Genomic DNA, 12,384 nt, shown 5'->3' with positions numbered 1-12,384 from the left:
CGCCGGCCCCGGGGATCCGCCGGCATGGCACGAGCAGCATCGGAACAGCTCCGGCTCACCGACGTCGTGCAGAGCTGGCTCGGGCGTCCGGTTCTGGTGATCGGGGACGCCATGCTCGACGAGTGGCGGTTCGCCGACTCGGACCGGCTGTGCCGGGAGGCTCCGGCGCCGGTCCTCACCCTGCGCCGACGCATCTCGGCGGCGGGCGGTGCGGCGAACACCGCGGTCAACATCGCCGCCCTGGGCGGCCGGTCGGTGCTGGTGGCACCGGTCGGCGCCGACGTCGCGGGCGACGAGTTGCACGACTGTCTGGACCGGGCCGGCGTCTGGGACCGTACCGTCAGCCAGCCCGGTCGGCCCACCCCGGTGAAGCGCCGGATGCTCGCCGACGACCAGATCCTGCTGCGGGAGGACTCCGGCGACCCCGACGACCCGCTGGGCGACGAGGGCGTGGACCGGCTGCTCACCGCCCTGGACTGCGCGACGAGGGAGTTGCAGGCCGCCGCCGGTGGTGCGGCACCGACCCTGGTGGTCTGCGACTACGGCCTGGGTGCCCTGCCCGCCCGGGTTCGCGCCTGGCTGGTCGCCAACCGGGACCGGTACGCCACCGTCGCCTTGGACGCGCACGACCTCGCCGACTGGCGCGGACTCGGACCAACCGTGGTGACCCCGAGCTTCGCCGAGGCGAGCCGGCTGCTCGCCCGCGCCGGGACCGCCGCACTCACCGACGGCGGGACGCTGCCGGGCATGCCCCGCGGCGACGCGCCCCTGGACGGCGGGATCCTCGGCGGCACGGTGCGGGAACTGCACCTGGAACATCCGGAGGTAGATCCGGCCGACGGTCCGTCCGAACTCACCGTGGGGACCGCGCCGGGTGGTGCCGCACTGCGGCGTACCGACGGGCCGACCGGGGAGCCCACCCCGGGCGAGGGCCGGGTGGCGATGACCCACGACGGGCTCAGCGTGACCGGCACCGGCGTGACCGTGAACACCGACGCCGGAGCCGGCGTGGACCGGGCGGTCCTGGCCGAGGCCCGGCTGGCCGAGCTGCGCGCACACACCGGCGCGGACGTGGTCGCGGTGACCCTGGACACCGACGGCGCGGTGGTCGGTGGCGCCGACGGGCAGCCCAGTCGCAGCCACAGCACGCCCGTTCCGGCCAGCCACGCCGTCGGCGCCGGTGACGCGTACCTGGCGGCCATGACACTCGCGCTGGCCGCCGACGCGCCGCTGTCGACCGCGGCCCAGTTGGCGCAGCTCGCCGCGACCAGCACCGTCGCCGGCACCGGCACCTGTGTGTGCCGCCGGGAGGATCTGCTGGCCGCGCTCGGCCGGCCGGCCCCGGGCGGCGAGGGTGGTCCGGCGCTGATCGACACCGAGAGGCTGAGCGCACTCGTCGCCGAGCACCGCCGCGCCGGACGTTCGGTCGTCTTCACCAACGGCTGCTTCGACGTGCTGCACCGGGGCCACGTGCGGTACCTGGAGCAGGCCCGCGCCCTCGGCGACCTGCTGGTGGTGGCGGTCAACTCCGACGGCAGCGTACGCCGGCTCAAGGGGCCGGACCGGCCGGTCAACCCGGTCGAGGATCGCACCGCCCTGCTCGCCGCGCTGTCCTGCGTGGACCACGTGGTGGTCTTCGAGGAAGATTCACCGACCGCGCTGATCGAGGCGATCCGGCCGGATGTCTACGTCAAGGGTGGCGACTACCCACCCGAGCTGGTGCCGGAGGCACCGCTGGTGCAGCGGCTGGGCGGGCAGGTACGCACCCTGGGCTACGTACCGGACCGGTCCACCTCCGCGATCATCGACCGGATCCGGGCGTACGGTCAGGACGGCGTACCGGAGACCGTCGAGACGACCGTCGCGGAAAGCACGCCACCGTTGACCGGCAAGGCGCCGTGAACCGACCGCTCGACGCCGGCACGCCTGCGGACTTCCGCGCCGACCGACCGCTCGACGTGCTGATCCCGACCCGCGACCGACCCGCCGAACTGGCCGTCACCCTCTCCGGGCTCGCCGCCCAGGAGGGGGTGCCGGGGTTCGGCGTGGTGGTCAGCGACCAGTCCGACGGCGAACCCGGGTACACCCATCCGGCGGCGGCCACCATGGTCCGGGCGTTGCGTCACCGCGGCCACCCGGTGCTGTTGACCCGTCGGCTGCCCCGCCGAGGGCTGGCCGAACACCGCGCCGCCCTGCTCGCCACGTCCGCCGCCCGGTACGTGCTCTGCCTCGACGACGACGTCTGGCTGGAGCCGGGTACGTTGCGTCGACTGGTCACCGCGATCGAGGAGCTGGGCTGCGGTTTCGTCGGCAACGCGGTGCACGGGCTGTCCTACCTGCACGACGTACGCCCGCAGACGCACCGGCACTACCGGGAGTGGACCGGACGACCCGTACCGGAACGGATCCGCCCCGGCACCCCGGAGTGGGACCGGGCGCAGATCCACTCGGCGGCGAACCTGCTGCACGTCACCGAGGCGCTGGCGTTGCCGGCGGGCAGCTGGCGGGCGTACCAGGTCTCCTGGGTCGGTGGCTGCGTGCTGTACGACCGGGCCAAGCTGGTCGACTCCGGCGGCTTCGACTTCTGGCGCCGGGTGCAGGAGCGGCACCAGGGCGAGGACGTCGCCGCCCAACTCTCCGTGCTGGCGCGCCACGGTGGCGCCGGTGTCCTGCCCAGCGGGGCGTACCACCTGGAGTCGCCCACCACCGTCACCGAACGCGACGTGGAGGCGTGGGAGGTCGTCCTCGCCGACGCCGACGCCGACACCTGATCCGACGCCCACAGGGGCCCTTCGTTACCGGAACAGCAGTTCCCGGGCCGCTTCGATGACCTCGGCCACCGGTACGTCGGTGACGAACGAGTCCCGGTGTGGGCATTCGCCGTCGCCGGGCCGGTGCGGATAGATCCCCGGGGTGCAGTCCACTCCGCAGACCGGGCAGTGCACCGTCCAGGAGGTGATCGGCCGGTGCCGGTGGCGTAGCGGGGTGGCCGTGGTGATCAGGTTGCCGACCCAGTAGATGCCGACCGTCGGCGCGCCCACGGCGGCGGCGAGGTGCAGCGGGCCGGTGTCGTTGGAGATCACCAGCTGGCAGCCGGCGTAGCAGCCGGCCAGCCCGCCCAGGCGCAGCGTACCGACCTGCGGCCGGACCGGCACGCCGGCCGCGGCGACCACCCGGTCCACCACGTCCTGCTCGGCGGGGGTGCCGGTGACCAGCACCTCGTACCCGTCAGCGTGCAGCGTGCGGGCCACCTCGGCGAAGCGTTCGGCGGGCCACCGGCGACGGGTGTCGGTGGCGCCCGGGTGCAGCGCCACGCGCGGTCGGGCCGGCTCGCCGAGCACCGCCGCCGCCTCGGCCCGGTCCGTCTCGGTGACCGCCAGCGTCGGGGTGATGGTGGACGCCGACGCGCCGACCAACGCCACCGCCTCCAGGTAACGGATCACCTCGGGTTGGTAGTAGACGTAACGCAGCCACCGGTCCAGCGGCGGAGCGTCCTCGGCGCGTAGGCCGGCGGTGACCCGGGCACCGAGCGCGGCGACCAGCGGGTTGGAGTTCGCACCGCCACCGTGCAGTTGCAGCGCCAGGTCGAACCGTTCGGCGCGGGCATCGGCCAGGAACCCGACCATGCTGGACTCGGGTTCGCCGGGGGTCGCCGTGCGGATCCCCGGCGCCGGCGGCACCACCAGCACCCGGTCCACCGGGCCCGGGCGATCGCGCCACAGCTGTGCGTGCCACGGCGCGCCGAGCAGCACGATCTCCGCCTGCGGGTACGCGGACCGCAGCGCCTCCAGCGCCGGCAGTACGAAGATGAAGTCGCCGAGCGCGTTGGCGCGCAGCACGGCGATCCGGGCCACCTCGGGCACCAGCCCGGCGGCCGGTGTGATCACGGCCGGAGCGACCACGGCGGGCAGCCGCTACCGGCCGGACTCGCCGACGGCGACGTCCGGTTGGTGGAGTTCCCGGTCGGCGGCCGGGTCGACGGTGGAGGGAGCGGTGTGGTGCGGCCCGGTGCGGCCGACCGTGATGGTGCGGGGCGCGGGGCGACCGGCTCGCGGCAGCCGCACCCGGAGCAGCCCGTGATCCATCACCGCGTCGATGGCGTCCGGGTCCGCCCGTGCGGGCAGTTGCACCCGGTACTCGAAGCCGCGCGTCTCGAACCCACCGGCGATGCCGTGATCGGCGTTGACCTCGGCCTCGGTCCGGGCGCGTACGCACAGCTCGCGGTCCTCCAGTTCCACCGCGACCTCCTCGGGCGCCACCCCGGGCAGCCGGACGACCACCTCCCAGCCGTCGCCGGTCTCCCCCAGCTCCACCTCGGGTGGCCCCGGGCGGCCGCCGACCAGCCGACTCAGTTCGCTGCGCAGCGACTGCAACTCGCCCAGCGGATCCCAGCCCTGCTGGCCGCCCCGCCAACCACGTCCCGGTCCGGTCATCGCAGGTCTCCCATCCGCTCGCGGCCCGATGCGCGTAGCGAACTCGGCGCGTCGAGGTCCGCGTCGCGGTCCACCCCGACACCGAGCCGGTCGACGAGTTCGCCGCCGAGCCAGGCGCTGACGCCGAGGATGGCCACTGCCACCACCTCGATGGCGATCAGCGCGCCACCCGCGGCACGCGAGTCGGCGTTGAGGCGTACCACCCAGACGGCGGCGAAGAGCAGGATCACCGCGACGTTCGCGGCGGCGTGGGTGAGCGCCACCCGCTTGGCCCGCGTGCCGGTCGGGATGGCCAGCAGGTCGAACACTCCGGCCGCGGCGGCCAGCAGGCCGCCGATCAGGCCGACGGTGAGGTTCCAGTACGCCACCTCGCCGAGGAAGTCCGGGCCGCCGAGGGTGTCGACGACGTCGAACAGCACGGCCGTCACCAGCAGGGCGACCGGGAACATCACCAGCATCGGATGGACGGGGTGACCCAGCACCTTGAGTCGACTCTCCATCTCCGGCCTCCACTGGTCACGTCACGCGCGCTTGCCGGCGCTGGTGGGCGGTACCCCGGTCATCGGGGCACAAACCTCACGCCCGGTACGACTACCCTGACTGGTGGCGGTCTCCCGCCCGGGTGCCGTCACCACGGTCAACGCCACGGGGAGGTACGCAGTGACGGCGGAGATCTCATCGGCGGCCGAGTTGCGCGCACTACTCGGCAGCCCGGCGCCACGGGCCGTCGACAAGGAACGCACCCGGCTGCACGAGCGTGACCGACAGTGGTTGGCCGAATCGCCGTTCTGTCTGGTGGCCACCGCCGGGGCGGACGGCACCTGCGATGTCTCGCCCAAGGGCGACCCACCCGGCTTCGCCCTGGTGCTCGACGACCGGACCATCGTCATCCCGGAACGCCCCGGCAACCGGCGGGCCGACGGTTACCACAACATCCTGACCAACCCGCACGTCGGGCTGCTCTTCATGATCCCCGGCCGGACGGACACCCTGCGGATCAACGGCCGGGCCCGGTTGCTGCGCGACGCCCCCTGGTTCGACGAGTTGGTGGTGCAGGGGCACCGCCCGGTACTCGCCGTACTGGTCGAGGTCGAGCAGATCTTCTACCACTGCGCCAAGGCGTTTCTGCGCTCGAAACTCTGGCAGCCGCAGACCTGGCCGGCGGATCCACTGCCCAGCCGGGCCCGGCTGATCAAGGAGGTGGAGGCACCGGCGGAGACCCTCGACGAGTTGGAACGCCACTACGGCCCGGAGTACGCCCGCAAGCTCTACACCTGAGCCCGTACCCGGGGGCAATCGGATCGTCACACGGTGACGTTTCGGTGCGGGCGGCAACGGGCAGCAGTGGGCGGCGACCAACCGATCCACAGAGGAGAAGCTGATGACCCAACCGCCCCCGATGATCGACCACCGGTCGGGGTGGCGGGCGGTCCGCTGGCGGGCGGCACCGCTGCGCGGATCTCGGGAAACGGCGAAGCCCAGGTCGGTGACCTGGGCTTCGCGCAGAGCCGCCTGACGGAATCACGCCGTCATCGGCGCTCGCCGCCGGGCTGATCGAGAAGCCTGCAGGTAAGATTCTCGTCGGCATTTCGCCCGATGCTGATCCAGACGCCATCGAGGCAGTCGAGGACGCCGGGCCATTGCCTGACTATTCGGATCTGACCGGCGATTCCACCTATGTGTGGGTAACCGATCTCGACGGCCTGTCCGGCAGATCAACGGGCGGCGCTGTGGCAGTCGAGGACGACGTCGTGTCGACCTTCGCCATCTGGGCAGCGTGCGGCATCTTGACCGACAACCACAAGCTCGTCCGCGCGTTCAGCCGAAAGGCCGCACGGACCACGTCCGGCCCACCCGGTTCCCTCCCGGCCGGCACCTCCAACCTCAAGTGCGGCTCGGAAAAGTGGGGCTACCGCCACATCGTCAAGAACCACCTCTCCCAGTGGGAAAACGATGCTCGGATCGAAGGGAGCAACTGGCGAGATCTTGCCGACTTCGCCATTGCCGTGGCACTTTCAGATCCTGACCGGGTGACCTACCGGCAGTCGAACGACACATATTGCTTCTCGCGCGAAATCTATCTGGTGGACAAACGGACCGGTCGCATCGTGGCGTACCGGTACCCGAACGTCTCCATCGCCGCAGTCTCCAAAAACATCATCACGGCTTTCCCGGCCAGCGCCCAGTGCCGCTGAACAGTTCGTGACCGTTTACTCCAAAGTAGGCGGGTGCCCTGGGTCGGATCTCGGGGCACCCAGGCCGGGGTGCCGACACCAGCCATAACTGTGGTGTAGTTCAGGCATTCCACTGGTAGTTGCCAGCCGGCGGGTCAGCGGGAGCAGAGGTGTCGAAGATGCGAATCTCTTCGCCGTCGAGAACGACGTAACGGATGCCGCTGTGGTGGCTAAGAAGGTTTTCCTCTACATGCACCAAGGCCAACCGATACCGCGCCTCAGCGAGGCTGACTTCAGGCCCGAACACCCCGGCCACGTCCTCCGGACGCATCGCCTGCAGGTACCGCTCGACATCGTCAACAGGCAGGTAGAGAAACGCCCCCGGTTCGCCAGCATCTGCATCGTCCCGAAATGCAAACCAATCCTCGCCAACATCATCGATCACAAGACCGTTCCGTCGGAGATCCTTGACAATTCGGTGAGCAAGATGATCCACCAGTCAAGGCTAGCACGGTCCCGCTCCACCGTTTTCCCGGGCGAAATGATACGACGCACGGCCGGCCTGTCGACAATTCGACCACGACAAAGACGACGTGCAGATTCACGGCGCGACCAACGGTATCGACGTCGAGCAGGTCCTGCGGTCCGACACGGCCGCCGGGTTCGTGCCGGTGAAGCGCCGGTGGGTGGTCGAGCAAGTGCGCCGTGAGGCGCTGGGTGGGGGTGGCTGGATTGATCGAGTGGAGGTGAGAGACCGCCACCGCCACCCTGTCGCAGTTGGGGGCAGCCTGACCCGGGAGGTGCCGGGGAGGGCGGCAAGCGGCCCCGACAACGCCGGGACGTGACCAGTCCTGCCAGATGGCGCGGCGGGTCCGGCAAGCGAGACGGAGAGGTATACGCGAGGAACCGGTGTCTGAAGCCTCCTGACGATCCCTACCAGCTCGAACCTGGCGGATATGGACTGGCTGCGGTGCGTCCTGGTCCTCTTTTTTCGGGACCGGAACTTCCTGGACGTCTTTGTTCAGCGGTCAGGAAGGTCACGGTGAAGTGCTGCGGGATAGCCGTGGCGATGCTGCGGGGGTATAGCGCCGGGGGCAGGTCCGGAGAGCACCGGCCCTGCGCCTCAAGATCGCGGCAAGCGCCGGGACAGGTAGACCGTGCACCCCCGCTGGCAGGTGCGCTGAACCTGATCGCCGAAAGGCGTTGCTGGGGGTTTCGGGGGCGATTCAAAACTGCATCGATGAAAATGAGGCCCTGACCAGCGAACCCGCTGGTCAGGGCCTCCCCTGGAGCCGCCTGACGGAATCGAACCGTCGACCTACGCATTACGAGTGCGTCGCTCTAGCCGACTGAGCTAAGGCGGCAACGATCGCCAAGTGTACGGCACACCCCCGCCCGGGGCGGAGCCGGATTCCCCGAGTCGGCAAACCGGGCACCGGCCCCATCGCGGTTCGGTGTGCCCCGGGCGGCGGACTACGCTGCGGTTGATGACCGACGATCCCTTCTCCCGCGACGATCCGGTCGACCGCCCGCCGGACGAGACACCCGCGCCACGACAGCCCGACGCGGCACCGCCGATCGGCCCACCCGGCCCGGCGCCGGCCGGCGCCTCGGAACCGGACGACCCACCGGCGAGCGGGCCGGGTGCGGAGGCGGCCACCGGGCGGGCGGCGCCGCTTGGCCCGTACGCGGAGGAGGCGGCCGGCGGGCGGGCGGCCCGGCGCCCGCGTAGCACCGATCCGTTGGAACTGGGCTTCACGCCGCGCAAGCCGGTGCCGTGGCTCGCGCCGTTCCTGCTGATCAGCACGGGTCTGCGTACGCTGCTGGCGGTGTTGTTCGGCGCATACCTCGACAAGCGGGAGTTGCAGAAGGCGCTCGACGCCGAGGTCGCCAGGCAGGTCGGACCGGACGGTGGGCTCTGGCTGGACTACGTCGCCGACCTGGGCGACGGCTTCAACGCCACGTACTCGATCGCGTACCTGCTCGCCCAGCCGGAGCTGACGGTCGACGGGCACCGGCTGCCCCGGGCGCAGACCCTGGTGATGGGCGGTGACCAGGTCTACCCGTCGGCGGCCTACGAGGCGTACGAGGACCGCTGCAAGGGGCCGTACCAGGCGGCGCTGCCGGCCACCCCGGCGGAGCAGCCGACGATCTTCGCGGTGCCCGGCAACCACGACTGGTACGACGGGCTGACCGCGTTCCTGCGGTTGTTCGTGCGTACCCGGGATCGGCACTTCGGCGGCTGGCGTACCGGGCAGTCCCGCTCGTACTTCGCCGCCGAACTGCCCGCCGACTGGTGGCTGCTGGGCCTCGACGACCAGTCCGGCTCGTACGTCGACGACCCGCAACTGACCTACTTCGACACCGTGGCGAAGCGGCTCGGGCCGCAGAGCAGGGTGATCCTGGCGGTGCCGGCCCCGGCCTGGGTGAAGGCCGTCGACGAACCCTCGGCGTACGACTCGATCGACTACTTCATCCGGACCATCGTCGCGCCCACCGGGGCCCGGGTCCGGGTGTTGGTCTCCGGCGACCTGCACCACTACGCCCGGTACGCCGGGCCGGACGGCCGCCAGCTGATCACGTCCGGTGGCGGTGGCGCCTACCTGTACCCGACGCACAAGCTGCCCGAGCGCATCGAGGTGCCGCCCCGGGACACCCTGGCCCGCCGGTCCAGCCCCTCCCGCGCGTACGACCTGGCGGGCCGCTACCCCGACGCGGGCCGCTCCCGCCGCTACGGCTGGGGGATCTTCAGCCGGTTGCCCCGCCGCAACCCGGGCTTCACCACGCTGCTCGGCATCCTGCACACCCTGCTGATGCTCTCCATGGCCGGCGTCACCGACTTCCGCGTCGAGGCCGCCGAACAGCGCCTGTTCAGCGTCCCGCTGGTAATGATGGTGCTGGTCACGGTGCTCTCGGCGGCGCTGTTCGCCAAACCGCCCAGCACCCACGGCAAACGACATGCGCGACACTGGATCCTCGGCGTCGGGCACGGCCTGGCCCACGTCGGGCTGGCCGCGGCCGGCACCTGGGCCTGGCTGGCGCTACCCTTCCACGACTGGCCGTGGCCGCTGCCGGCGGTCGCCGCGGCAGCGGTGTACCTGCCGGTGATCGGCCTGGTGGCCAGCCAACTGGTCGCCGCCTACCTGCTGGTCGCCGGCTCGTTCGGGGTGAACCTGAACGAACTCTTTGCCGGCCAGGGCATCGAGGACGCGAAGGGCTTCGTCCGGCTGCGCATCGACCCCGACGGCACCCTCACCATCTATCCGATCGTCGTCGACCGGGTCGCCCGCCGCTGGCAGGTCAACCCCGACCAGTCCCCCGAAGCCTCCTGGCTGACCCCCACCACCCCCCTACATCCCCGCCTAGCCGAACCCCCCACCACCCTCCGCTAACACCAACTCCACCCACCCCACTGCCCCGCCACCCCACCCGGGGCGGGGCAGGAGGGGGCGGGCGGTTAGGAGGGGGTGTGATGCTGGTTGTGGGCTTGGCGGGAGCCGCAGACGTCGGCGCGGGAGCACATGGAGCGTGAACCGTCGGCGTCCAGGCGTACGGTCACCGCATCCCTCGGGACGCTGTGGCCGACAACTCGGCCCTCGCCTTCGGGGGTGGTGACGCGGGCACCGATGGCCGGGGCGGACTCCTGGAACTTGGCGTACAGCGGGTGCTCGTACTTCAGGCAGCACATCAGTCGGCCGCAGGCGCCGGAGATGCGCAGCGGGTTGAGCGGCAGATCCTGGTCCTTCGCCATCCGGATGGTGACCGGCTCGAAGTCGGTGAGGAAGGTGGCGCAGCACAGGTCCCGCCCGCACGAGCCGATGCCGCCCTGCACCCGAGCCGAGTCCCGAGCCGAGAGTTGGCGCAACTCCACCCGACAGTGCAGGGTCGCCCCGAGATCGCGGACCAGGGAACGGAAGTCCACCCGATGCGGCGCGGTGAAGTAGATGGTGCTGCGTTCCCCGCCCCCCTCGCCGTTGCCGAGCACGTGGTCGACGGCCACCACCTTCATCGGCAGACCGTGCTCGCGGATCAGTCGCTTGGCCGCGACCTTCGCCTCGGCCTTGCGTCGACGCAGGATCCCGTCCCGGCGAAGATCCTCCGGCTGGGCCAGCCCGGCCAGCCGGGGGAAGCCGTCGGTCTCCTCGGTGACCCACTGGGCGGCCCAGACGCACTCGGCCACCTCGGGCCCGTCGTCGGTGGGCACCAGCACCTTGTCGCCCACCTGCGGGCGCAGCTCACCCGGGTCGAGGTAGTAGAGGCGCCCATACCGCTGGAAACTGACCGCGCAGAGCATGCCCATGCCTTCACCCTACGACCTTCCGGCGGGCAGCCGCCGGTCCCGCGTACGACGTAACGGCGCGACCTGCACCGAGGGTCACCATCCGACCCGGGTGGTCCGGCTGCCGGGCGGGCCGTCGGCGGTGTCCGGCCGGGATCGGCTGCCGACCGAGCGCAACGAGGACTCGTCCAGGCTCGGCGCCCACTGTCGCAACAGCGTCTCCGCCCCGTCGTAGGCCACGCAGAGCACCGCCAGCACTCGCGCGGCGATCTCCGCAGCGGCGGCGCTGCCCGGCGATGACGGCCCGGAGTGGCTCACGGCGTCGGTGGCCGAGGTGGCCGTGACCACCGCCACCGCCTCCGCCGAGCCGATCACGTCGGCCAGCGCGCGGGCCACCGCGAGCCGGCTGCCCTCCACCCAGTCGGCGAGCGCGTCGGCGTAGCCGGCGGTGGCCTCCAGGCGCCCGACCAGGCTCTCCGGACCCTCGTCGAGGTGGCGCAGCAACAGCGTCCGGGACTGGCCGTACGCCGAGGCGGCCGGCCCGGACCAGAGCGCCGGATCGGTCAACGCCGCGCACGCGTGGTCGTAGCCGTGCACGTGGCGGCGGACCGCCTGACCGGCCCCGACCAGTGGCCCGGGACGCAGGTCGAGGAAGCTGTGTAACGCGTCACCGGGCAGCACCTGCATCCGGCGCAGCAGCGGCCAGACCCGATGCCCCTCGGGCGCACCGGCGGCGAGCAGCGTATCGACCCGGCGCAGTAGGTCGAGCCCGGGCTCGGCGAGCCGGTCCAGGGCGTCCATCACGCCTCCCCCACCAACCGGCGGGCGACGGCGACGTCGGTGTCGGCGTACTGGTCGGCGGCCTGGCGCAGCGCGGACGCCGCGGCAGCCAGGTGACCGGCGGCGGCGTGCGCCTCCCTGGCCCGGTCACCGGTGGCGGCCGCCCACTGCCGGTGCAACGCCCGCCCGATCTCGCCCGGCCGCCCGGGTGCGTCGGCGCCGAACGCCACCTGCGCCGGGTCGGCGGCAGTGACCGAGCGGGAGAGTGCGGTCAGGGTGGCGCTCGCCTCGTCGAGCCGGGTCGCCAGGGCACGCAGGCTGTCCATCTCACGCACCCGCCAACGGCCGGTAGGCGGTGAACGTCTCGTTGTGCAGCTTCTCCCGGGCCCACTGGGCGGCGTCCGCGGCGGCGGCCACGGCGGCGCGCACCGAGCCGGCAACATCCCGTGGCGCGCGGTTGTGCAACGGGCCGAGGAACCGTACGTCGGTGATCCGTCCGCTGGCGGTGACCACGACCTCGACCAGACCGTCCGGTGACCGGACGGTGACCTCGACCGTCGCCACGGCCTGGTCGAACTCGGCCTGGAGGGACTCGATCCGGCGGTAGCGCCGGACCGCTTCCTCGATCCATGCCTCGTCGATCTCGCCCCGCGGCATCAGCGGACTCCTCCCCGGCTGTCCTTACTGTGCGTGCCGCCACCGTCACCACGGCACACCG

Annotated in this window: 13 protein-coding genes, 1 tRNA gene and 1 pseudogene; 6 read left to right on the top strand and 9 right to left on the bottom strand. The window is 71.8% G+C overall.

Translation table 11 applies throughout. The features are described from left to right. The first annotated feature begins 24 nt into the window (after positions 1–24). Both rfaE2 and D2L64_RS17270 read left to right on the top strand, forming a co-directional pair. Complete coding sequence (rfaE2, locus tag D2L64_RS17275; protein WP_233559002.1) at positions 25–1,902, top strand: D-glycero-beta-D-manno-heptose 1-phosphate adenylyltransferase; 1,878 nt, start codon at positions 25–27, stop codon at positions 1,900–1,902. After that, positions 1,899–2,771: a glycosyltransferase gene (locus D2L64_RS17270; protein WP_119577802.1), complete on the top strand. Its 873-nt coding sequence runs from the start codon at positions 1,899–1,901 to the stop codon at positions 2,769–2,771. Before rfaE2 ends, D2L64_RS17270 begins: the two co-directional genes overlap by 4 nt. Before the next feature lie 24 nt (positions 2,772–2,795). Here the strand turns inward: D2L64_RS17270 and D2L64_RS17265 are convergent, their stop codons facing one another. The 3 genes from D2L64_RS17265 to D2L64_RS17255 are packed head-to-tail and all read right to left on the bottom strand — an operon-like array spanning position 2,796 to position 4,933. Further along, complete coding sequence (locus D2L64_RS17265; RefSeq protein ID WP_119577801.1) at positions 2,796–3,902, bottom strand: glycosyltransferase family 9 protein; 1,107 nt, start codon at positions 3,900–3,902, stop codon at positions 2,796–2,798. 12 nt (positions 3,903–3,914) lie between these two features. Next, complete coding sequence (locus tag D2L64_RS17260) at positions 3,915–4,433, bottom strand: Hsp20/alpha crystallin family protein (RefSeq protein WP_119577799.1); 519 nt, start codon at positions 4,431–4,433, stop codon at positions 3,915–3,917. Beyond that, positions 4,430–4,933, bottom strand: a complete 504-nt coding sequence (locus D2L64_RS17255; protein ID WP_119577797.1) for a DUF2231 domain-containing protein — start codon at positions 4,931–4,933, stop codon at positions 4,430–4,432. Before D2L64_RS17255 ends, D2L64_RS17260 begins: the two co-directional genes overlap by 4 nt. A 160-nt stretch (positions 4,934–5,093) precedes the next feature. Between D2L64_RS17255 and D2L64_RS17250 the strand changes: the two genes are divergently transcribed. Both D2L64_RS17250 and D2L64_RS17245 read left to right on the top strand, forming a co-directional pair. Then, entirely contained in the window at positions 5,094–5,711 is a 618-nt protein-coding gene (locus tag D2L64_RS17250; protein WP_119577795.1) for a pyridoxamine 5'-phosphate oxidase family protein, read from the top strand. A gap of 362 nt (positions 5,712–6,073) precedes the next feature. Continuing rightward, positions 6,074–6,628 (top strand): hypothetical protein, encoded by a 555-nt coding sequence (locus tag D2L64_RS17245; protein ID WP_147376253.1) that lies wholly within the window; start codon positions 6,074–6,076, stop codon positions 6,626–6,628. A gap of 100 nt (positions 6,629–6,728) precedes the next feature. On the opposite strand, the gene D2L64_RS17240 is transcribed toward D2L64_RS17245, so the two are convergent. After that, positions 6,729–7,103, bottom strand: a complete 375-nt coding sequence (locus tag D2L64_RS17240; RefSeq protein WP_147376252.1) for a hypothetical protein — start codon at positions 7,101–7,103, stop codon at positions 6,729–6,731. An 88-nt stretch (positions 7,104–7,191) separates the two neighbouring features. Between D2L64_RS17240 and D2L64_RS27940 the strand changes: the two are divergent. Further along, positions 7,192–7,305: pseudogene (locus tag D2L64_RS27940) on the top strand (IS5 family transposase); the annotation flags it as partial. Positions 7,306–7,894: 589 nt separating this feature from the next. Here D2L64_RS27940 and D2L64_RS17230 read toward each other — a convergent pair. After that, positions 7,895–7,971, bottom strand: a tRNA-Thr gene (locus tag D2L64_RS17230). Between the two features lie 123 nt (positions 7,972–8,094). Here D2L64_RS17230 and D2L64_RS17225 point away from each other — a divergent pair. Next, the gene (locus D2L64_RS17225) at positions 8,095–9,999 is read left to right on the top strand and encodes a metallophosphoesterase (RefSeq protein ID WP_119577789.1); all 1,905 of its coding nucleotides are present in this window, start codon (positions 8,095–8,097) and stop codon (positions 9,997–9,999) included. A gap of 65 nt (positions 10,000–10,064) precedes the next feature. On the opposite strand, the gene D2L64_RS17220 is transcribed toward D2L64_RS17225, so the two are convergent. The 4 genes from D2L64_RS17220 to D2L64_RS17205 form a co-directional block, all read right to left on the bottom strand. Further along, positions 10,065–10,907 carry a PSP1 domain-containing protein gene (locus D2L64_RS17220; protein WP_119577787.1) on the bottom strand — a complete coding sequence of 281 codons (843 nt, stop codon included), beginning with the start codon at positions 10,905–10,907 and terminating at the stop codon, positions 10,065–10,067. 75 nt (positions 10,908–10,982) lie between these two features. Beyond that, the gene (locus D2L64_RS17215; RefSeq protein WP_119578005.1) at positions 10,983–11,687 is read right to left on the bottom strand and encodes a hypothetical protein; all 705 of its coding nucleotides are present in this window, start codon (positions 11,685–11,687) and stop codon (positions 10,983–10,985) included. Continuing rightward, positions 11,687–11,992 (bottom strand): hypothetical protein, encoded by a 306-nt coding sequence (locus D2L64_RS17210; RefSeq protein WP_119577785.1) that lies wholly within the window; start codon positions 11,990–11,992, stop codon positions 11,687–11,689. The genes D2L64_RS17215 and D2L64_RS17210 overlap by 1 nt, the downstream gene beginning before the upstream one ends. A 1-nt stretch (position 11,993) precedes the next feature. After that, positions 11,994–12,323 (bottom strand): YbaB/EbfC family nucleoid-associated protein, encoded by a 330-nt coding sequence (locus D2L64_RS17205; RefSeq protein ID WP_119577783.1) that lies wholly within the window; start codon positions 12,321–12,323, stop codon positions 11,994–11,996. Between the last annotated feature and the right edge of the window lie 61 nt (positions 12,324–12,384).

It is taken from the genome of Micromonospora radicis (assembly GCF_003583405.1).
Classification (GTDB): Bacteria; Actinomycetota; Actinomycetes; order Mycobacteriales; family Micromonosporaceae; genus Micromonospora; species Micromonospora radicis.
Note: the sequence above shows the minus strand (reverse complement) of the source record. Positions and strands in the feature narration are given on the sequence as shown.